The organism is Aminobacter sp. GW821-FHT11F06, assembly GCF_058808215.1.
Genome location: NZ_JBXARL010000005.1, coordinates 188,053 through 208,146, shown reverse-complemented (window position 1 = coordinate 208,146; position 20,094 = coordinate 188,053). Strand labels below are relative to the sequence as shown.

Here is a 20,094-nt window from a genome sequence, read left to right as displayed (position 1 = left end):
CAGGCGACGCTTAGGCGTGAGAGGTTAGGAGAGCCGGCAGGCTACAAACCGTCAAGTAATCTGGATCAGTAGCACGTGCAAATAAGCAATCTCGCGCTATTCGCTTTAACGGCTACGCGCGATCGAACCGCGTTTCACGCCGGGCTTGATACGTGCCGCAAAGCCCGCCAGGGTGTCTCGTTTAAAAGACCGCCAAATACTTGAGCAGTGAGATAATGCCGATAATGATCACGACGATTTGCGCGATCTGGCGCGTTCTGCCGTCGATAGGCAGCCGCTGCACGAGGTAGAGCACCAGCACGATCACGAGAAATGTGATCAGAATGCCGATTAGGACTGATGACGCCATTTGGCTCTCTCCTTGGAAACTGAGATGTATCTCTGAGCGACAGGTATCTTCGGTTGGTCAGCGGTAACGATCAGTACCAGTGACGACTTGCTTCGCTCGACGCCTTTGCGGCGGCCAAGCCAATCAAAATGCCGATGAGGGCGGCCGCGCCGACCAGGGCGGTGGTCGTGCGCGGGTTCTCTCGCGCAATCTCGGATACCGACTGCGCCTGTGTGCGGAGCTGCTGAGCGGCCCGTGACGCGCGCCCCGATGCACTGTCATAGACTTCGGCCGCCGTGTCGCGAGCATCGTCCAACAGCTCGGCGCTTCGCTGTGAAATGGATTTGTTGATCTTGGCAATCTCCTTGCGCAGTTCGGAGATCTGCTTTTCGAATGTCTTTTGGATATCTGCGATATCAGGGGAGGCAGCCTTGGGTGCGTCAGCCATGTTTTTTCCTTCAATTACAACCTGATAAGAACGTCGCGGGACGGGATTCGTTCCCGTCGGCTCCTCTTAATTCCAGCTGTCGGATGCGTCGTCCAAGAAGAACGTGAAGTGGGCTCAATCCTTCATCGGCGCTTGAGCCAGTATTCCTGCCTCGTTGCAGAATGTCTCAAAGGACTCCTTGGCGTTCTCTATCGGTATGGATCCGTTGATGGCGCCCTGCAGAGCGTTTTCCGCCAGGTGGAAGAACGGATTGCGCTTATCCAGCGGCCACGCTTCCAGGAATTCGACAGCCTCAGGAACCGAGACAACCTCGCGAAGCGAGAACTCACCGTCCTTTAGCCAAATGTTCTGCGTAAATTCCATTGGGTTCAACGCGCAAGCGAGAGGGCGGTTGCATAAACGCGCGGCTTTCCCGCCGTTGCCGCTCGGCTGCGCGCTGCCTTTCGAATAGTTACGTGGAAAAGTTCTCGCGCGGCTTTGGAGGCGTTGGTGCAACGGAAAGCGGGACTGTCGCAGATCGAAAAATGCCGGCGGAACGAGCGAAGCCGATAAACGCCAGTCGACCATCGCCACAGGGCAGCCTTGCCTCCTTTGAGGCCTTACAGGCTCTCAATGCCGTCTGGTAGATAGGGCCGCGCCGTTCATGGGGCCATCTTTCGAGAAATGTCAGCGCATCGTGAACAGAGGAGATTTCCCACTCGACGTTGTCCACGTCGCCGACATGAACTGGCAGATTGAAGGAAAGGGTGTTCAAAAAAGCGACCTCCGCAACGAGTATGCAATAACGCACGGGTGCCGAGTTCGTTGCAGTGGGAAGAAAATTTGACCATTGGCATGTTCGGAAGGATGGGACGTTGACGAGTAGGCACGCCGCTAGCTACCTCCCAATCGATATGAGATGACGGACAGGAAGCGGATCGGAAGCTTTGTCAGCTGGTCTGGGCCGTGGGGTGAATCAGCATCGAAAAACAGGCTATCCCCGGGCAACATGCGATAGAGCGTGGTGCCGTGGCGATACACAATTTCTCCTTCCAGCATGTAGAGGAATTCCATGCCGGCATGCTGAAATAGGGGGAATCTGTCTGTGTCTTTGGCCAGCGTGATCAGGTAGGGCTCGACTGAAACCTCGCCCGGGCCGGAGTCAATGTAGCCGAGAAGGTTGTACTGGTGACCGGCACGAGTGCCGCGCCGTTCGATTTCGACGCCCGCACCAGCCTTCACGAACATGACATCTCGCGACTCCTCGAAGCGTTTCAACAATGAGGTGAGCGGTACGCCTAACGCGCGCGACAGGGCCTGCAGCGTGGTGAGGGAAGCAGATATGATACCATTTTCGATTTTCGACATCATACCGAGCGACAAACCTGCCGCTCGCGCGAGATCCATGATGGTCATGCCATGTTTTCGCCGGCATGTTCGCACTTCCCGGCCGATCGCCACTTCAAGCTGATTGCCCGTCACATCCTGCAAAGCATGCGGATTCTGGTACAAGGTCAGTGCTGCCCCAGTGCTTTCAGAGGATTCTCGTGGCTGCACGCGAAGACCGAGGTCCGTTCTTCTCATTTGTTCCCGCCTCCGTTCAATGTGATGTCGGTTCTACGGCAACGATGGGCTAGCCGCCGCCCGTCTGCTCTTTGGTTGCGTTCGGTCCTGAAACGCAAAAAGCTCCCGACGGAGTAACCCGAGGGAGCTTTTTTGCTCTGCTATCGGCCCGCTTCGGCGCGGGCGTGATGCATTAGAGCGTCTGAAATTTACGCCATTCTGTCAATGGCCAGTTGCAAGACGACCCCATTCATAGTCCGGGGTGACCGTCGGAGCTGATGCAATTGCAGACATCTTGGCGACGTCCGATCGCGGACTAGCGGCAGCACATTTTCGCCAATGTGTGTCGTTGACCTACGCGACGTCCGCTGCTTCGTGCACGGGTAGCATCAGCAGGTCGCTGGCATTGATGATAGCCAATGCAATCGCTTCGATGGTGGTGCGCTTGTTCATGGCCTGATCGCGCAAGGTTTCGTACGCCACCTGCTCCGACACCTTGTTGGTGACCATCAAAATCCCCTTGGCTTTATCTATGTCGCGGTGCGCCTTCAATTTCGCCGTAAGCCGCTCGACACGCGAGCGCAGTCTCTCTTCGCGCCGGTGGTTGTTCACGCTCAGCAATATGTTTGCGAGAATGCCGAAAGTTCGGAGCGGCAATCCGATGACTGCCTGAGCTCGAAGGCGCAGCACTTTCTCCACGATGATGGGGTTCTCATAGTCGACAATGGCAATCAGGACCGCCGGCGGGTCATCCGCGTTCCAATTCCAGGCGATATCGCCTTCGACGATGGGCCGGACGAAGACAAAAACGACATCGATATTAAGAGGAATTTCGGCCGGAGGCGGCCAGTTCGTTTGCACCTGGCAGCCGATCCGGTTGAGATGCTGCCACAGTTCCTCTCCCTCGCTGCTCTTGGGTTGAAGCAGCAGGACGCGGAGGGAGCGTATGTCCTTAATCAGGATCGGCGCCGATCCCTCGTTCGGCGCCACGTGGGGGCTACGTGATACCATCGTTCCTCAACGTGGCAATGTCGCGAGCCAGGAGGATCAACGCATTGCCAATGGTGGTTTCGTTAGCTGGGCCAGATGCCCTTGGCACTGGATTACATTGAGAGCATTGCCAGTCGCTCCCCCCATTCTGCCGGATTGTAGCTAGCCAAATAGGGATCAGGCCGAATTGCCGATGCGGATTTTGACAGGATTTCAAACTGGCCGTCTTCGCGCGCGCGCGCGACCCGCGGCCAGACATGGGTGTGCGCGTTATCTGGGTCGATCCGGATGCGCCCCTGGGGAGCTTCGAATTCTGAGCCCAGAATGGCTGGCCGTAGGGTTTCGACGTCGTCGGTATTGGATTTCCGCAGAGCGTTGGCCACGACATGCACCTGAAAATAGGCTGCCTCCCAGCACATGTTCGTCACCACGTCGCTGCCGAACTTCTGCTTGTAGCGCTCCACGCATCTTTCGTTTTGCAGCCCGCCGACCGACTGGAAATATGTCGCCGACGTGATGTGCCCCACGCCCACATCGATACCCATTGCCTGGATATCGGACTCGCTGGTCGTCAGGCTGGCGATGGGCACGATCTTCGAATCCAATCCAGCCTCGGCAAACGCCTGGTAAAAATGGACGATGCTTTCGCCGACGAAATTGCAAAAGATCACATCCGGCTGCTTGCGCCTGATGTCCGCGATCAGCGGCTTGTAGGCTGAACGCTCGGCGTCGAGCTTCAGATATCCCCGGCCGGCCACCTCTCCGCCATGCTTGAGCACCATCTCGTTCATGATCCGGTCGGACTCCCGCGGCCAGATGTAATCCGAACCGACCATGTAGAACCGCGTGCCGACATTGTTCAGCAGATACTCGCCCAGCTGAACGCTGTTCTGGTTGGGTGCCGCACCACAATAGATGGCGTTTCGGGAGTACTCGAAGCCTTCGTATTGGGCTGGGTAGCAGAGCAGGCCGTTGCGGCGCTCCACGGCCCTCAGCACCGCCTTGCGGGTGCTCGACATGTAGCAGCCGAAAATGATCTTGACGCCATCCTCGGTAAGCAACCGGTTGGCCATTCGGTTGTAGACGACAGCGTCGGAGCCCGGATCATAGGCGACGGCGACGAGTTCACGCCCGTTTATACCACCGGCCTCATTCACCTCCTGGATCGCAAACAGCGTCGCATTCAGCATGCTGCGCTCCATCACCGACGTAACCCCGGTCTGGGAGAACAAAATGCCGACCCTAATCGGCTCTTCGGTCTTTTTCGCTATCAATTGCCAACTCCGTCAGATCTTGCATCCGCGAACTCGACACAAAAAAAGCGCCCAGCGCGGGGAACCGCAGCAAGCGCCTTTGCTCGACCGATAAGGACATCGCTGTCCTTACGTAAGTTGTGCCTGAAGCGACGTTGCCAGTCAACTCGCTAGCGGTTCGGCCGGAGGCATTCGTGTTCGAAGACGAGATGCAGTTTGGAGCTTCAGCGCTGCGAGCGCCTCGGCAGACCCGTTGCCGAGCCGGCAAACCGCGCAAGATGCGGTTTTGCTGGGCGTTGTACGCTTCACGCGAATTGCCGGTTGACAGAAATGTGCAAGTCTCGGATGATCATCGTCATCAGGCCTGCAACGATGCGGGCTGAGAATAGAGCAAAAAGGCTCCCGCGGGTTACCTCCGCCGGAGCCTTTTTGCGTTTTATCACCAGTGCGCTGCGACCGTACTTTCTGCGGTTTCGCAGACAGCAACGACGCTGACAATACCCATTGCCGCTTGGAGCAGCGTAAGTCGCTCACAAATAAAAAATTCTGAGATTCTCAATGAATCTCAGACGTGCGGAGTTTTGTCAAAAAACGGCACGTTCCGGGAACTGAGAACAAACATCAGCCTGAGGAGGAGACAGAAGTGAATAAAGTAGAGACGTTTGGCACTGCGGTGCGCGTAGCCTGCGATGTTGGCGGCACGTTTACCGATGTGTGCATCCTGAATGAGGCGTCCGGCAAGATACACGTCGCAAAGACGCCAACGACGCCGGATCCGATCGACGGTGTGCTCAAGGGTATTGAAGCAGGTGGCGTCGACCTGAAGGACATCATCCTGTTTTCGCACGGGACGACGCTGGCGACGAACGCGCTGATCACCCGCCGCTTCCCGCCTGCCATCATGGTCACCACCAAAGGCTTTCGCGACGTCATCGAAATTCGGCGCGGCACGCGTGACGATCTCTGGGACACCTATAAGGAAATGGCCCCTCCTTATCTGCCGCGCCGTGACCGGCTGGTGGTCACGGAGCGCATCGACTACTCCGGAAAGGTCATTGAGGGCGTCAATGAAGCGGAGGCGCGCGAACTCGCACGCGTGATCAGGAAGCGCAACGTCAACAACATCGCCGTTTGCTTCGTGAATTCCTTCGTCAATCCCGAAAACGAGCAGCGGATGCGCGACATCCTGCTGGAGGAACTGCCCGGCGTTTCGATTTCGCTGTCGAGCGACATCATGCCGGAAATCTTCGAGCATGAACGCTTCAACACGACCGTCGCAAACACCGTCCTGGGGCCGGTCGCGGGACAATATGGCGCCGAGCTCGAAAGCCGCATGCAGGACGGCGGTTATGCCGGAGATGTGTTGCTGCTGCATTCGGGCGGCGGCGTCATGACCGCCAAGGGCGCGACAAAATTCGCCGCACGCCTGGCTGCTTCCGGTATCGCGGCCGGTGCAATCGCAAGCCGCTTCATCTCCGAGTTGGCTGGATACAAAAACTCCATCAGCCTCGACATGGGCGGCACCAGCACCGACATCAGCCTTTGCTCTGATGGCCATCTCCATGTGACGAACGACTGGCATGTCGAATATGGCTATCCGATCCGCTTCCCGAGCATCGAGGTCCTGACCATCGGCGCCGGCGGCGGATCGCTGGCCTGGCGCGACGTGGCTGGCGCGCTTCGCAACGGACCGCAATCGGCCGGCTCGACGCCTGGACCGGTCTGCTACAATCAGGGCGGAACCGAGCCGACCAACTGCGACGCCAACGTGTTCCTCGGACGCCTGGGAACCAAGCTCGCCGGCGGCAAGGTCGAGCTGGACGTCAAGCTTGCAGAAGGTGCCATCAACCGCGTCATCGCCGAGCCGTTCGGCATGGATGCGGAGCAAGCGGCACTTTCGATCCTCAAGGTCGCGAATGCCAACATGGCGGACGCCGTTCGCCTGGTCTCGCTACGCAAGGGTTACGACCCACGCGACTTCGCGCTGGTCGCCTTCGGCGGTGCGGGTGCGTTGCACGGCGTGGCTCTGGCTCGGGATCTGTACATCCCAGTCGTCCTGATCCCGCCGAACCCTGGCGTCACGTCAGCAATGGGCTGCCTGCTTGTCGACATCACCCACGACATCACGCAGATGTACACCGATACGGTCAGCGATATCGACATGGCCGAACTCAACAATGCCTTCCGCCTCCTGGAGGAAGACGGCCACGACCGCCTGTTGAGCGAGGATATCTCTCCCGAGCAGATGCTGTTCCAGCGCTACATTGACATGCGCTACCTCGGCCAGTGGCGGTCCATGTCGATCCCGGTCAGCGCCGACATCGCCAACCTCGACGAGGCGGTCAAGCAGTTCCACGAGGAGCATGGCCGCGAGCACAACTACTCCCGGCCCGATGCCCCGGTTGAAGTCTGCCGCATCCAGGTCAAGGCCACCGGCCTCAACCGTAAGGCGGAGCTGGCCAAGCACGAACTGCGCAAGGCCCCGCTCCCGGCCCCTGTCGGCGAACGCCTGGTGCGGTTCGACGAAGCGCCCGAGCGGATCAAGACGCCGATCTACGACCGCTCGACCCTGCATGCAGGCGCGGTTGTCGTTGGTCCCGCGATCATCGACCAGCTCGACTCCACAATCGTCGTGCCGCCCGGGATCAAGGCCGAAGTGGATGAGTACCTGATCATCAGGATGCACGTTCCCCAACAGTCGTGAACGACGCCCCTCACGCCACACAAATTTGAATTGGAGATTGGAAATGGCACCGAAAAAAGATCGCCGTACGCTCGATCCAGTTACCTTTGAGGTTCTGAAGAACGCCTACGTCAACATCGTCGACCAGATGGCCGAGCAGATCCTGCGTACCTGTTACTCGTTCGTCATCTACTCCCGCGACTTCTCCTCGGCCCTGTGCGACCCGACCGGAGACACGATCATGCAAGGCAGTGGCGATATCGCCGCTCACGTTGGAACGCTTCACCTGACCGCCAAGGCGGTGATCAAGAAGTTCGGTAACGACGTTCATCCGGGCGACGTCTTCGTCATCAACGACGTCTACCAGGGCGGCACCCACTTCAACGATACGCGGCTGTTTGCGCCGATGTTCTACAAGGGCGAGCTGCTTGGCTATGCCCAGGCCAACGGCCATTGGGCGGATGTCGGCGGTGCTGTCCCCGGCTCGTTCAACGTGAACGCGCTCGATCACATGGCCGAAGGCCTGCGCATCACGCCGGTCCGGGTTTACAGCAAGGGCGTCTATCTTTCCGACGTCGCCGAACTGATCGCCCACAACACGCGTGCGCCCAGCGACATCATCGGCGACCTCCAGGCCCAGGCCGAAGCCTGCCGCCTTGCCGAACGCGAGGTGCAGCGTCTGTGCGACAAATACGGCGTCGACACGATCAAGAAGTCGTTCAATGAGGTCCAGGACTACGTCGAGGACATGACGCGCCAGCGCATCTCCGATTTGCCTGATGGCACCTGGGAGACCATCGACTACATCGACGTTGACCCTGACCTGGGCGAAGGCCTTGTCCCCATCAAGGTGAAGATGACCATCGATGGCGACCGCGTCCATTATGACCTGACCGGATCGCATCCCAAGTCTGTCGGTTCGTTCCTGAACTGCTGCTACGGCGGCGCATTCGCGGCAGTCGTTGCCGGAACCAAGATGCAATCGCCGGACATTCCGATGAACTCCGGCTTCTACCGCGTGGTTACTGTCGATGCGGGTCCGTTGGGCTCGGTCGTCAACGCCGAATGGCCGACGCCGGTCGCCGGCTTTGCATCAGGTCCGTTCGAAAAGATCATGAACGCGGTCTTCGAGCTCTGGGCCGAGGTCCTGCCGGAGCGGGCCATGGCCTGCACCTTCAACCTCGACTACCTGCTGATCGGCGGCCGCGATACCCGTCACGAAGGCAAGCCATACTTCATGTGGTACGATTGGATGGTCGGCGGCTGGGGTGCGCGAAACGGCCGCGACGGCTGGGCGGCCACCGGACCGGTGTTCGGCGTCCAGCTCGGAACCCAGCCTTTCGAAGGCCAGGAGCGCCTGTCGCCTGTCTTGACGACTTGCCATGAATTGATGGTCGACTCCGGCGGCCCCGGCGAGTTCCGTGGCGGTCTCGGCGTTCAGAAGGGCGGCACGCTTTATGCCTGCGAGCGCACGGTGGTGTCCTACTGCTGCGACCGCGAACGCTCGATCACCTGGGGCCTGTGGGGCGGATTGCCCTCCATCCCGCACGGTGTCTGGGTCAATCCGGGCCAGGAGACGGAGCGCTACCTTGGCTCCCTCTTCTCCGGTGTGCCGCTCCAGCAGGGCGACACCGTCCAGCGCCCCTCGGCCGGCGGCGGCGGCCTTGGCGATCCGCTCAAGCGCGATATCAATAGCGTGCTCAGTGACGTAGTCGAAGGCTACGTTTCCATTGAGCGGGCCAAGAAGGACTACGGCGTCATCGTCCATGTGATCGACATAGATCTCAACGAATACAAGATCGACGAGAATGCGACACTGGCGGAGCGGGCACGCATCGCCAGCCACCGCAAGGAATGGCTGAACGAAGATGCCGCGAAAATCGCAGCCCTCTATCGCGACAAGAAGCTCAACATGCTCGATCTGATCAGGCAATACGGCGTCATCGTCGACTGGGGGTCGGGCGAGCTTCTACCCAAGACCACCGCCGAGTTCCGCGAGATGCTGAAGCGTCGGACGGTTCCCTACTGGACGGCATCGGGCCAAGCCGCCAACGCGACCCTGAAAGTCGCCTGACCCGGACAGGCAGCAAGCTCGAGATCGAGCTTGCTGCCTTCTTGGCTATTGGAGTTCCCGATCAAACGACAATCTGGAGAACAGTCATGTCTGGAAGTCTCGATGTCGCAGGTGAGTTAGACTATTCGCAAAGGCCTGTCCCACCCAGTGGCCGCATGCCCAAGCTCAATCTTACGATGGCGTTTTGGGCGATCTGCAGCGCCATGTTTTTCCTGATCATCTCGGCAACGCTCGCCGAGATATATGGCACGGCCAATACGATCATTGGCCTGATACTGACCGTTATCTCCTATTCGGCGATCAATGCAGTAATAACCCGCTACGCAATCCGCTCGGGCCTGTCGGTCTCGCTATTTTCCCGGTTGCTGTTCGGCCGCTACGGATCGGCGATCGCAACCTTCATCTACGCGGTCAGCAGCATCTATTACGCCGTGTTCGAAGGCTCGGTGATCGCCACCGCTGCGACATACTACTTTGAAGGCCTGACCTTCGCTGTCGCAGCACTGATCGTCTGCATCTACAGCGTGCCGCTCATCTTGGGCAGCGTCCAGCATTGGCTCGACAAGTTCAACGGCTATCTGCTGCCGCTGTATCTTCTGGGCTTGCTTGGCACAGTGGTCTACGCCATTTCCCACTACGGCTACAGCAATGCGTGGCTTACCATGACGCCTGCGGGCGGCGCTCCGCCCTATGGCTGGATCAATGTCTTCATCGCCTTCATGGGCGTGTGGTGGATGATGATGTGCACCTTCGACTTTGCCCGCTTCGGCAAGAAGGAAGACGAGAACTACCACGCCGTGTTCAATTTCGGCCTGCCGTTCTACACGCTGACTTACTTCGTCAACGGCCTCATCGGCATCTTCCTCGTGCAGACCATCCCGCTTGAGGGAGCAACATCCGAGGTCTCCGTCGTCAAGGCGCTCATCGTCATGATGGGCGCTTTTGGGCTGCTGTTCGTATGGATCAGTCAAACAAGAATCAATACAACAAATTTCTATCTGTCGACCGTCAACATGCAGGCATTCTTCAGATTGGTTTTCAAGCTGGAAATGCCAAAATACGTCTGGGCAATCATTGTCGGTATTATCGTTTACTTCGTCATGCTTGCGAATATCTTCCAGTACATTCTCATAGCTCTCGCCTACCAAGGGATATTTGTTGTCGCCTGGGTCGGTGTGGCGCTGGCATACATCCTGTGCGGGCAACATGACGGTACGGGCGAGGAGGGCGAACAGTCAGATGACGAATTCCCCGCCTATTATGCGCCCGGCATGATTGCCTGGTTCAGCGCGGTGGCACTCGGCATCGGGCTCCTGATGGTACCTGGATGGGAACTGCTTTCCGCTCCGGCTACGGTGATCAGCAGTTTCGTTTTGTTCTGGGGTCTTTCGGGGCGCGTCAGAATGGTCGCCACTGCCTCTTGAGAATGCCGGGCGCGGTCGACATCTCGAAAACTACCATCGAGATTCGACGGCGCCCGCGTGAACCTGAGCGTCCCGCGAGCCAACCGCGCCGTTCCTACATGCTCCGCAAAGGGCGTTTCGAAGAGGGGAGGCGCCAGCGCCAAGGCTGATGACGCCGACCCCGCCTAGAAGATGCAGGGTCTGGTCGCGTGGTTGATCTCTGTTGCTGTTGGTGCCGTGTCTGGTCGGAGCCTGGGACCGCGATCAGTTTCGGGACAGAAGTGCCGAATCCTGTCCTCGCAACTGTAAAACCCGACATCCGCACATTCTGATTGCCGTGTTCACCATAGCGACCTCTCGGCATGCTATCTGGCCTAGGAGACAATATCCTCTATCCGGATCGGAAAGCGATGCGCCCTTACCCCGGTGGCATGCCAGATCGCATTGGCGATAGCGCCTACAGTGCCGGTGATGCCAATCTCGCCGACGCCCTTGATTCCCAGTCCATTGACGTAGGGATCATCCTCGTCGATCAGCAGCGCCTCGAGCTCGGGAATGTCGGCATGGACGGGGATGTGATAGGCTGCCAAATCAGCATTCATCGGTCGACCTGTGCGGCGGTCGTGGATCGCCTCTTCGTGCAGTGCGAAGGAAAGGCCCCAGATCATCCCGCCATAGAGTTGGCTGCGCGCCAATCTGGGGTTGATGATGCGCCCGGCGGCGAAGGCGCCGACAAGCCGTGTAACCCTTACCTGACCCAGATCCGGGTCGACCTTGACCTCCGCGAACACCGCGCCATGCGAAAACATGGCACGCGCTTCCGCGTTGGCGGGATCACGATGGCCTGTGCCGCTGCCTTCGAGGGTCTCGAGGCCTGCCCGCGCCAGGATGTCGGAGTAGCTTTCGCTCCGGCTCTTGTCGTTACTGTGGTAAAGGCGTCCACCCTGCGCCTCGACGCCGGCATTGCCGGCGCCAAACAGGGGAGAGTTTGGGTCGTTGGTGGCGATCTCGGCAAGCTTGGCAATGACACCGGCTCCGGCACTGTGGAGCGCAGCTCCCGCGGTCGCGGTATGGGCGGAGCCGCCGGCGACCCCGCCGTCGGGAAGGTCTGACGAGCCGGCGCGAAATTCGACCTTGTCGATATCGAGCCCAAGCCCGTCGGCGGCGATCTGTGCAAGTGCCGTCCAGGCGCCCTGGCCCATGTCGGCGGCGGCGGTCTCGACTAGCGCGGTGCCGTCGCTACGCAGAGTGGCGCGCGCCTGTGCCTGGAACATCGGGGCGGGGAACAGGGCACTGCCCATGCCCCAGCCGACAAGGAGACCGGCATCGTCGCGCATCTGCCGCGATGCCAGCGGCCGCCCGGCCCAGCCGAACCGTTCTGCGCCTTGCGCATAGCACTCGCGCAGCGCCTTGGCTGAAAACGGCCTGCCCGTCGCCGGGTCGGTCTCGGCATAGTTGCGCAGGCGGAATTCCAACGGATCGAGCCCGCAGGCCAACGCTGCCTCGTCGATCGCGCATTCGAGTGCGGCCGAACCGGATGCCTCGCCCGGTGCCCGCATGGGGCCGGGCGTACCGGTATCGACCCGCATCGCCGAATGCCGGGTCGAGATTGCCGGGCTGGCATAGAGGTTATGCGAAGCATTGGCGGCGGGTTCGATGAAATCGTCGAAGCTGCTCGTGGTCGCCACAGCGTGATGCTCCAGGGCCGTCAGCCGCCCTTGCGCATCGATGCCAAGCCGAAGATGCTGTTGCGTCGCCCCGCGATGCCCGACTGGCCCGAACATCTGGTCGCGTGGCAGCACCAATTTCACCGGCCGTCCAAGCATCCGCGCCGCGAGAATGCAAAGGATCTGCGGACCGACAAGGATCGCCTTGGATCCGAAGCCGCCGCCTAGAAACGGGCTGCGTAGAAGCACGTTTTCGGCCGGAATGCCGAAGAATGCGGCAAATCCTGCCCTAGCCATCACGATGGCCTGGTTCGGCGTGTCAATGGTGAGCCGGTCGCCATCCCATTCGGCAACGATTGCATGCGGCTCCATCGCATTGTGATACTGGGGCGGGGTCTCGTATTCCGTCTCGACAAGATGTGTTGCCGCGGCAAGACCTGCGGCCAGATCGCCGCGATCGAAGTCGGGCTCCGTGCCGATGCCGACCGCAGGCGGATCATAACGCTCGCCGCCATCAAATCCGATCCGCGCGGGCTCCACCTCGTAGGTCGGGGCAAGCAGGCGCGCGCCTTCAGTCGCAGCCTCCAGCGTGTCGGCAACGACAACGGCAATCGGCTGTTTGGCATAACGCACACTGTCGTCCTGCAACGCCTCGATGCGAAAGCCGAAGAGGCCATGCTTGCCATCGGGATCGAGCGCCAGCGGCGGCCGGTTGGCAGGGGTGATCACCTCGACAACGCCGGGATGGGCCTTGGCTGCCGTCACATCAAGAGAGGTGACCCTGCCACGGCCAATGGTACTGACCGCGACCACGGCATGCAGCATCGCTGCAGGATGGTTGTCGGCAGCATAGGTCGCCGCACCTGTAACCTTGAGGCGGCCATCGCGCCGGGTCAGCGGCTGGCCGCTGCTGGAGCCGAGCCGGACATGCGCTGTGGGAAATGGAAGGGTGTCAGCCATGGATGAGAACTCCGCTGTCGGATCCGAAGAGGGAAGCGGGCAGTGCAGGCATGCGGTCGGGGGTTCCCGCCGCCGCAAGCAGCAAGGCGCGCTTCACAACGCGTGTCGCAAGTTCGATCTTGTATTCGTTGTCGCCTGAGGGCGTCGCGCCAGCGAGCGCCATCTCGGCCGCTTCGGCAAATGCCTCGGCGGTAGGCGCGCACCCCTCCAGCAGCGTCTCGGCGGCACGGGCGCGCCAGGGTTTTGCGGCGACACCGCCCAGGCAAAGCCGGGCCGCCCGGATCGTTCCGCCCTCGATCTGCAGCGCCGCAGCGGCGGAGACGAGGGCAAAGGCAAATGACGTCCGCTCCCTCAGCTTCAGATAGCGGGCGTTGGCGCGGAAGCGGCCGGCCTCCGGCGGCAGGCGCAATCCGGTGATCAATTCGCCTGCCTCAAGGACGCTTTCGCGCGCGGGCGTCGTGCCGGGAAGCAGGTGGAAGTCTTCCAACGGGACGTCCCGTTGGCCGTTTAGCCCCTCGATCTCGACCACCGCATCAAGCGCAACGAGCGGGACGCAGAAATCAGACGGATGCGTGGCAATGCAGGCATTGGACCAGCCGAGCACGGCGTGGGTACGGTTTTCGCCGCCGCGCGCGTCGCAGCCCGCGCCCGGATCGCGGCGGTTGCAGGCACTGGCGGGGTCCTGGAAATAGGCGCAGCGTGTACGCTGCATGAGATTGCCGCCGACAGTGGCCGCGTTTCGCAGCTGTGGCGAGGCGCCCGACAGCAGTGCTTCCGCCACTACGGGATACGCTGCCGCGAAGGTCGGATCACGGGCCAGGTCGGCATTGCGCACCATGGCGCCGATGCGCATGCCGCCGCCAGCCAGCGCCTCGATCGTGTCCAGTCCCGGCAGTCGGGTCACATCGACGAGCCGGCTGGGGCGCAATACGCCACCCTTCATCAGATCCAGGAGATTGGTGCCGGCGGCAAGATAGGCAGTTCCGGGTTCGGAGCCAGCGGCAACGGCTTCGGCCACCGAAGCGGGGCGGACGTAATCGAACAGGTTCATGCGATCCTCCGTTCGTCATTGGCAAGGCGCTTGTGCGCGTCGAGCACCGCCTCGATGATCCCGGCATGGGCGCCGCAGCGGCAGAGATTGCCGCTCATGCCTTCGCGGATGCGCTCCGGGTCGTCCCCGGCCTTGCCCTCGCCGATGAGGCCAACCGCACTCATGATCTGTCCGGGCGTGCAGAAACCGCATTGGAAGCCGTCATGGGCGATGAAAGCGGCCTGGACCGGATCGAGCACGTCGCCTTGCGCAAGACCTTCGATGGTCACGACATCGGCGCCGTCAAGGCTGATTGCCAGCGCAAGGCAGGCGTTGATGCGCCGCCCGTCCAGCAACACCGTGCAGGCGCCACATTGGCCGCGATCACAGCCTTTCTTCGTTCCCGTCAGCGCAAGCCGCTCGCGCAGAAGGTCGAGCAGCGTTACCCTTGGATCATCGAGCGTAACGTCCGTGCGGACGCCATTGACCGTAAGGCACAGGGACAGAGTCATGGTTGCTCCGATTGTGATGTCTCAGATTTTTGTCGACCTGATAGGTCGGCTGTGCGACGCAGGCAGCACGCTTTGTCGGAAGGCGGCACTTCCATCAAAAATGGTGGAGGTGCCAACCATCTGATATGGCCTTATACGGAGGATGCCTCCGTTTTGCAAGCGGTAACTGGAATGACAACAGAAATGGGACAGCAAATCGAAAAGGCAAGCCGCAAACCGCGCGCCGATTCCTTGCGAAACCGGGACCGGCTGCTTGTCGCTGCCCGGGATGTTTTCAGCGCAGGCGGCCCGGATGCCAGCCTTGAAGCGGTGGCTCGTGCCGCAGGCGTCGGCATCGGCACGCTCTATCGCCATTTCCCGACGCGCGAGGCGCTGTTCCAGGCTGTCTACCGTCGCGAGATCGACCAGCTTGTCGATCTCGCCGTGAAGCTTGCTGCCGAGGGACCTCCGCTGGAGGCGCTGCGTCGCTGGCTACATGCCAATATCGGCATGGTCGCCACCAAAAAAGGCATGCTTGCAGCACTCTCCCCGGCTGTCGGGAGCTCGACCGAGCTATACGCCGATTCCGCTGCGCGGCTGGGCCGCGCCGTCAGCGACCTGATGACGAACGCCGTCGAAGCTGGCCAGATCCGCGGCGACATCGCGCCTGAAGACGTCATGCGGGCCCTGATCGGCATGTGCTACACGCGCGAGCAGCCAGGCTGGCAGGACACGGTCATTCGCCTGGTGGATGTCTTCGTGGACGGCCTGCGCTTGCGCCACGACCAGACCAGCTGAAGTAAGCTGCCGCATTGGCGATGATAGCCCGAAAGCAATCCACGATTGAGACACCTGGCGCCCTGATGTCAGGCCTTTCGCAGGTCGAGCAAGCGCCGGACTTTGTCGCGGCCAAGGCGGGTATGCTCGGCCAGCGTGCCTGCCTCGACGATTTCCACGTCAACCTTGACACCAAGGTCCTTGAACAGCTCGCGCCGGATATCGGCTTCCAGCGCGGCCGCATCGACTTGCGTTGACTTGCGCTCGACACGTACCGTCATTTCCTCACGGCGGCCGAGGCCTTCGCCGACATGATAGGCGACGCAAATGTAATCGCCCGTCGTCCGATCGTCCTTGGTCACCGCGTTCTGACAGGCTAGCGGGTAGACGTTGGTACCCCGCAGCTTCACCATTTCGTCGGCACGGCCTAAAAAGGTGGAGAGCTTGCGCGTGATCAGGCCTGACTCGGATTCTTCCCTGTCAGTCATGATCATCAAGTCACGGAGATCATAGCGGATCAGCGGCGGCACCGACCTGTGCAGGCTGGTCGCGACGACGTTGCCGCGCGTACCGTAGGGCAACGTCGCACCGGTGTCGGTGTTCAGGATTTGGACATAGACCGTGTCCTCGCTGATGTGCTTGCCGTTGCGCTCGCGTCCTTCGAACGCGATCAGGCCGATCTCGTGGCTACCGTAGTTGTCGTAGACCGGACAGCCCCACGCCTCTTCGAGCTTCTGCCGGAGACGACCTTCGACATCCGGTCCGAGATAGGAGTGAAGGAACCGCGTCTTCAGTTGGTGCAGGTCGAACTTCATCTCCTCGGCGACCTGGGCCAGGCGGCCGAGATACTCGCCGCGCGCAAACCACCAGTCGACACCCCATTCCTTGGCATATTCAAGCTTGCGCTCGCTTGGTGTGACAATGCCTGTACCGGTCGTCACGGGCACACAGCCCAGCCAATTGAACAACCCTGTAAACGCGTTCCACGCGGAATTGGCGAGCGAATTTGTATAGGTGATCTGAACAACGTCGCCCGGCCTGGCCCCTTGTTCGTAAAAGGCGCGCGCGGCCTGCACGGCCTGCACTTCCCAAGCAATAGGATCAAACAACGTGGGACGAGGCATGCCCGTGGTGCCGCCGCTGGTCTGAATCTTCAGCGGCATCTTGCCGAAGTCGGCTCGGGTGAACTTGTAGTGATCACCGAATGGCGGAGCTGACACCAGCGCGCCCTTGAGGTCATCGCTATTGAACGTTGGAATGCGGTCGATATGCTCGAGCATGCTGACATCGCCCGGCTCCAGCCCGACGGTTTTCCAGTGCCTCTGATAAAATGGCACCTGCCACGCATCTGCGACGCGATCGAGAAACCGCTTCTCCTGCAACGCATGCATCGCATCGGCTGATAAGCGACCGGTCGTCGCGTTGAAGTGGGGCGGTGGCGGATAATCCGCCATGAATTGATCCCAGTCGATCGATTTGCAGTAGTACGGAATACTCAAGGTCATCAGCAGTTATGGTTTTCTGTATTGTCGTCAGCGCTCATAGGTCCAAGGCTCGCCCTCAACGAGTATTGCCTTGCCGACAGAGGACGCGAACCGGGTCCGCACGCTCCGTTGATACGCTTCGGAGAAATAAAAATTACGCGCCTGATCCCAGCTGGGAAACTCGATGACAAAGAACCTTTCGGGAGCCCAATCGCCCTCAAGGGTCTCGATCCGGCCCTCCCTGCCATCAACACTGCGGACCAGGAAGCGCCCACCGTGCTGGTCGAGGATCGGTCGCGCGGCGGAGCGGTAGTTGTCGTATTCCTCCCGATTCTGAATGGAGATCTCAAAGACCAGGAACGCTGCCAATGGCATCTCTCCCACGATTTTCGTCCACGTGCCCTAGCCTCGCAGGCGGGTGCAAGCACCGGCCAAGCACACCATACAGTGACTTGCACCTTGCCAAGTAACCGTCCGAACGGACTATGACGCCCGTGGCCGATCTCCAAGGTTTGACGTGGCAAAATCGGCATACTGTCCGTTCGGACTATGTTGCGCGGGCAGTTACCGTGAATGATGCCGTCAGCTTGGTGTGACCGTGGCGTTGGAGGCGCTCGGTACAGACCACTATACCCATTTGCCAGCGCAGAATTTCTGCGGCGCAGTCAGTATTCTGGAGGAGATGACATGACTTTTCTTAAGCGCGCCGCTGTCGGTGCGGTGCTTTGCACCGGATTTCTGGCCTTTGCACAGCAAGCTTCGGCGGCTGACGACTTCAACACCATTGTTGAGAACGCCAGGAACGAAGGCAACGTCATCGTCCGGATCACCAATCCGAGTTCGCCCGAGGCTCATGCGGCGCTAGAGAAGGCATTTAACGAACGCTTCGGCCTGTCAGTGAAGCTTGAATGGACACCACAGGGCGCTCCTCAGACCAACGCTCGTGTCATTGCCGAAGCCGGTGCCAACCAGGGCTCTGTCGACATCATTGGCCTTGGCAGCGCCGAGGACGTGGAGGCGTTGCGCAGCCGTGGCTTGGTCAAGGAGTATCCGTGGGTCGAAGTATTCGGCAAGGAGTTGCCCGGCATTGAACGTGTGGTGAACGACGTCATTCCGGATCTGCGTGGCGCTACGTTCAACCTGCTTGATGCGGTCTATGGTATCGGCTGGAATACCAACATGATCAAAGCTGAAGACGTGCCCACGGCGACGACCGACCTGGTCGATCCGAAGTGGAACGGCAAGCTCGCGCTCAACGCGTTCTTCCTCAATCCGCTGCCGACCATCGCTTATGTCGTCGGCCAGGATAAGATGCTGGACTACGCGCGTAAGCTCGTCGAGAACAAGCCAATCCTACAGCGTGGCAGTCCGGTGGTGATGCAGGCGCTCTCCGTCGGCCAGGCGCCACTTGGCATCATCACTTACCACGCTGCGCAGGCCGCCAAGAAGAAAGGCCAGCCGGTCGACTTCAAGCTCTTCTCCGACTACGTCATGATTTATCAGGGATTGATCTACATTCCCGAAAACGCGCCGCATCCAAACGCTGCCCGGCTGTTCATGGCCTGGCTCGCCACGGATGGCACCAAGGTGGCGTCCGAATTCGAGGCCATGCCGCGCATCAGCGACGAGGGTTCGGCTGCCGCGACTTTCGTCAAGGACGCGCTTGCCAAGACTGGCGCCAAGATCGCGACGCCAACCTCTCTGAAGGAGATCGCAGCTCAAGAAGCGTTGCGCGCATCGCTGACCAAGCTGCTCACCTCCGCCGGCAACTGACGCCTCCGTCTTCAGTCGTACATGTCCCGTTTTCGCTGCGGGACATGCTGCATTTTACCAGCTTGGATGCCTCATGCTTGTCATCGAAAACCTTGAGAAGACCTATGCCGCACGCGGCGGCGGCCAGCCGGTTCACGCCCTGCGTGGGGTGAGCTGCACGGTAAAACAAGGTGATTTCTTTGCCCTGTTGGGACCGAGCGGCTGTGGCAAGACGACAATGCTGCAATCCATTGCCGGACTGGAGACGCCAGATAGCGGCGAAATCAGGATCGGCGACAAGACAGTCTTCAACCCGGATAAGTCGATCTACGTCCCGACCAGCCAGCGCATGCTGGGCATGGTGTTCCAGTCCTACGCGATCTGGCCGCACATGACTGTGTTCGACAACGTCGCTTTTCCGCTCGTCCACGGTCGTCACAAGGCGCCGCGCGAGGAGGTTCGCAGGCGCGTGATGCTTGCTCTTGAGCGCGTCAAGCTGGCCGACCATGCCCAGCGACTGGCTCCGCATCTCAGTGGTGGCCAGCAACAGCGCGTGGCATTGGCCCGTGCAATCGTCCACGAACCGCGCCTGCTCCTTCTCGACGAGCCGTTGAGCAATCTCGATGCGCGCTTGCGCGATACGATGCGCGAGGACCTGCGGCAGCTCGTCAAATCGCTTGGCATTACCACCGTATTCGTCACCCACGATCAGGTGGAAGCAATGGGCATGTCCGACCAGGTCGCGGTGCTGCATGGCGGCTCCATCGTCCAGATCGGGGCACCGGAGGAGATTTACTTCCGTCCCAGAACGGCTTTCGCGGCAAACTTCGTCGGTCGAAGCAACACGCTGCCCGGTCGTGTGACCACCGTAGAGCGCATTGGCGGACAAACACTGCGCCGGTTCGAAACAGCAATCGGTGAAATATGCAGCTTGGTGGATTCCGATGTGGACGCCGGCAGTGAAGGGCTCTGTATCATCCGTCCACAGGCGTTCGGCCTTGTGCCGGGCAACACGGTAGGGGAAGGCAACGCCATCTCCGGAACCCTAAGCGCCAGAAGCTTCCTTGGCGACACTGTCGAGGCGCAGCTTACTGTTCGCGGCACGCCGTTGCGCATCGTTCTCAACTCCTACGACACTGTCGCGACGGGGTCCGAGATGCGTTTTTCGGTGCCCTTCGACAGATGCGTCATCGTGCCGACCGAGCATTGACC

18 protein-coding genes are annotated in these 20,094 nt (G+C 60.4%); 6 read left to right on the top strand and 12 right to left on the bottom strand.

The genetic code is table 11. The features are described 5' to 3' along the window. Window positions 1-181: 181 nt before the first annotated feature. The 7 genes from AC1RTB_RS14585 to AC1RTB_RS14555 all read right to left on the bottom strand — a co-directional run bounded on the left by AC1RTB_RS14585 (window position 182) and on the right by AC1RTB_RS14555 (window position 4,582). Window positions 182-349, bottom strand: a complete 168-nt coding sequence (locus AC1RTB_RS14585; protein WP_492881274.1) for a Thivi_2564 family membrane protein — start codon at window positions 347-349, stop codon at window positions 182-184. Window positions 350-419: 70 nt separating this feature from the next. Further along, entirely contained in the window at window positions 420-776 is a 357-nt protein-coding gene (locus AC1RTB_RS14580; RefSeq protein WP_492881275.1) for a hypothetical protein, read from the bottom strand. Between the two features lie 114 nt (window positions 777-890). Next, window positions 891-1,343 (bottom strand): DUF982 domain-containing protein, encoded by a 453-nt coding sequence (locus AC1RTB_RS14575; RefSeq protein ID WP_492881365.1) that lies wholly within the window; start codon window positions 1,341-1,343, stop codon window positions 891-893. Continuing rightward, window positions 1,228-1,488 (bottom strand): DUF982 domain-containing protein, encoded by a 261-nt coding sequence (locus AC1RTB_RS14570; protein ID WP_492943829.1) that lies wholly within the window; start codon window positions 1,486-1,488, stop codon window positions 1,228-1,230. Before AC1RTB_RS14570 ends, AC1RTB_RS14575 begins: the two co-directional genes overlap by 116 nt. A 161-nt stretch (window positions 1,489-1,649) precedes the next feature. Continuing rightward, window positions 1,650-2,339 (bottom strand): helix-turn-helix domain-containing protein, encoded by a 690-nt coding sequence (locus AC1RTB_RS14565; protein ID WP_492881277.1) that lies wholly within the window; start codon window positions 2,337-2,339, stop codon window positions 1,650-1,652. Window positions 2,340-2,672: 333 nt separating this feature from the next. Next, window positions 2,673-3,329, bottom strand: a complete 657-nt coding sequence (locus AC1RTB_RS14560; protein ID WP_492881278.1) for an ANTAR domain-containing response regulator — start codon at window positions 3,327-3,329, stop codon at window positions 2,673-2,675. A gap of 92 nt (window positions 3,330-3,421) precedes the next feature. Then, window positions 3,422-4,582, bottom strand: a complete 1,161-nt coding sequence (locus tag AC1RTB_RS14555; RefSeq protein ID WP_492881279.1) for a transporter substrate-binding domain-containing protein — start codon at window positions 4,580-4,582, stop codon at window positions 3,422-3,424. Between the two features lie 622 nt (window positions 4,583-5,204). On the opposite strand from AC1RTB_RS14555, the gene AC1RTB_RS14550 reads away from it, so the two are divergent. The 3 genes from AC1RTB_RS14550 (at window position 5,205) to AC1RTB_RS14540 (ending at window position 10,742) form a co-directional block, all read left to right on the top strand. Continuing rightward, complete coding sequence (locus AC1RTB_RS14550) at window positions 5,205-7,265, top strand: hydantoinase/oxoprolinase family protein (RefSeq protein WP_492881280.1); 2,061 nt, start codon at window positions 5,205-5,207, stop codon at window positions 7,263-7,265. A gap of 43 nt (window positions 7,266-7,308) precedes the next feature. Continuing rightward, window positions 7,309-9,318, top strand: a complete 2,010-nt coding sequence (locus AC1RTB_RS14545) for a hydantoinase B/oxoprolinase family protein (RefSeq protein WP_492881281.1) — start codon at window positions 7,309-7,311, stop codon at window positions 9,316-9,318. Window positions 9,319-9,404: 86 nt separating this feature from the next. Beyond that, entirely contained in the window at window positions 9,405-10,742 is a 1,338-nt protein-coding gene (locus AC1RTB_RS14540) for a purine-cytosine permease family protein (RefSeq protein ID WP_492881282.1), read from the top strand. A gap of 353 nt (window positions 10,743-11,095) precedes the next feature. Here AC1RTB_RS14540 and AC1RTB_RS14535 read toward each other — a convergent pair whose 3' ends face one another. Genes AC1RTB_RS14535 through AC1RTB_RS14525 form a run of 3 tightly spaced genes read right to left on the bottom strand, consistent with a single transcriptional unit; the run spans window position 11,096 to window position 14,890 of the window. Continuing rightward, a complete protein-coding gene (locus tag AC1RTB_RS14535) occupies window positions 11,096-13,348 on the bottom strand; it encodes a xanthine dehydrogenase family protein molybdopterin-binding subunit (RefSeq protein WP_492881283.1) in 2,253 nt (750 codons plus the stop codon). Then, window positions 13,341-14,399 (bottom strand): FAD binding domain-containing protein, encoded by a 1,059-nt coding sequence (locus AC1RTB_RS14530; protein WP_492881284.1) that lies wholly within the window; start codon window positions 14,397-14,399, stop codon window positions 13,341-13,343. The genes AC1RTB_RS14535 and AC1RTB_RS14530 overlap by 8 nt, the downstream gene beginning before the upstream one ends. Beyond that, entirely contained in the window at window positions 14,396-14,890 is a 495-nt protein-coding gene (locus tag AC1RTB_RS14525) for a (2Fe-2S)-binding protein (protein ID WP_492881285.1), read from the bottom strand. The genes AC1RTB_RS14530 and AC1RTB_RS14525 overlap by 4 nt, the downstream gene beginning before the upstream one ends. 183 nt (window positions 14,891-15,073) lie before the next feature. Here AC1RTB_RS14525 and AC1RTB_RS14520 point away from each other — a divergent pair, with 183 nt between their 5' ends. Then, window positions 15,074-15,667, top strand: a complete 594-nt coding sequence (locus tag AC1RTB_RS14520; protein ID WP_492881286.1) for a TetR/AcrR family transcriptional regulator — start codon at window positions 15,074-15,076, stop codon at window positions 15,665-15,667. 68 nt (window positions 15,668-15,735) lie between these two features. Here the strand turns inward: AC1RTB_RS14520 and AC1RTB_RS14515 are convergent, their stop codons facing one another. Both AC1RTB_RS14515 and AC1RTB_RS14510 read right to left on the bottom strand, forming a co-directional pair. Further along, window positions 15,736-17,151 carry a phenylacetate--CoA ligase family protein gene (locus AC1RTB_RS14515; RefSeq protein WP_492881287.1) on the bottom strand — a complete coding sequence of 472 codons (1,416 nt, stop codon included), beginning with the start codon at window positions 17,149-17,151 and terminating at the stop codon, window positions 15,736-15,738. Between the two features lie 27 nt (window positions 17,152-17,178). Further along, window positions 17,179-17,499: a DUF1330 domain-containing protein gene (locus AC1RTB_RS14510; protein ID WP_492881288.1), complete on the bottom strand. Its 321-nt coding sequence runs from the start codon at window positions 17,497-17,499 to the stop codon at window positions 17,179-17,181. Window positions 17,500-17,817: 318 nt separating this feature from the next. On the opposite strand from AC1RTB_RS14510, the gene AC1RTB_RS14505 reads away from it, so the two are divergent. After that, window positions 17,818-18,903, top strand: a complete 1,086-nt coding sequence (locus AC1RTB_RS14505; protein ID WP_492881289.1) for an ABC transporter substrate-binding protein — start codon at window positions 17,818-17,820, stop codon at window positions 18,901-18,903. A gap of 73 nt (window positions 18,904-18,976) precedes the next feature. Further along, complete coding sequence (locus tag AC1RTB_RS14500) at window positions 18,977-20,092, top strand: ABC transporter ATP-binding protein (RefSeq protein ID WP_492881290.1); 1,116 nt, start codon at window positions 18,977-18,979, stop codon at window positions 20,090-20,092. Window positions 20,093-20,094: the final 2 nt, after the last annotated feature.

What these genes read in the sequence shown, in the direction of transcription:
- AC1RTB_RS14585 (WP_492881274.1), bottom strand. Translation starts at nt 349, where the DNA reads ATGGCGTCATCAGTCCTAATCGGCATTCTGATCACATTTCTCGTGATC.
- AC1RTB_RS14580 (WP_492881275.1), bottom strand. Translation starts at nt 776, where the DNA reads ATGGCTGACGCACCCAAGGCTGCCTCCCCTGATATCGCAGATATCCAA.
- AC1RTB_RS14575 (WP_492881365.1), bottom strand. Translation starts at nt 1,343, where the DNA reads ATGGTCGACTGGCGTTTATCGGCTTCGCTCGTTCCGCCGGCATTTTTC.
- AC1RTB_RS14565 (WP_492881277.1), bottom strand. Translation starts at nt 2,339, where the DNA reads ATGAGAAGAACGGACCTCGGTCTTCGCGTGCAGCCACGAGAATCCTCT.
- AC1RTB_RS14560 (WP_492881278.1), bottom strand. Translation starts at nt 3,329, where the DNA reads ATGGTATCACGTAGCCCCCACGTGGCGCCGAACGAGGGATCGGCGCCG.
- AC1RTB_RS14545 (WP_492881281.1), top strand. Translation starts at nt 7,309, where the DNA reads ATGGCACCGAAAAAAGATCGCCGTACGCTCGATCCAGTTACCTTTGAG.
- AC1RTB_RS14540 (WP_492881282.1), top strand. Translation starts at nt 9,405, where the DNA reads ATGTCTGGAAGTCTCGATGTCGCAGGTGAGTTAGACTATTCGCAAAGG.
- AC1RTB_RS14535 (WP_492881283.1), bottom strand. Translation starts at nt 13,348, where the DNA reads ATGGCTGACACCCTTCCATTTCCCACAGCGCATGTCCGGCTCGGCTCC.
- AC1RTB_RS14530 (WP_492881284.1), bottom strand. Translation starts at nt 14,399, where the DNA reads ATGAACCTGTTCGATTACGTCCGCCCCGCTTCGGTGGCCGAAGCCGTT.
- AC1RTB_RS14525 (WP_492881285.1), bottom strand. Translation starts at nt 14,890, where the DNA reads ATGACTCTGTCCCTGTGCCTTACGGTCAATGGCGTCCGCACGGACGTT.
- AC1RTB_RS14520 (WP_492881286.1), top strand. Translation starts at nt 15,074, where the DNA reads ATGGGACAGCAAATCGAAAAGGCAAGCCGCAAACCGCGCGCCGATTCC.
- AC1RTB_RS14515 (WP_492881287.1), bottom strand. Translation starts at nt 17,151, where the DNA reads ATGACCTTGAGTATTCCGTACTACTGCAAATCGATCGACTGGGATCAA.
- AC1RTB_RS14505 (WP_492881289.1), top strand. Translation starts at nt 17,818, where the DNA reads ATGACTTTTCTTAAGCGCGCCGCTGTCGGTGCGGTGCTTTGCACCGGA.
- AC1RTB_RS14500 (WP_492881290.1), top strand. Translation starts at nt 18,977, where the DNA reads ATGCTTGTCATCGAAAACCTTGAGAAGACCTATGCCGCACGCGGCGGC.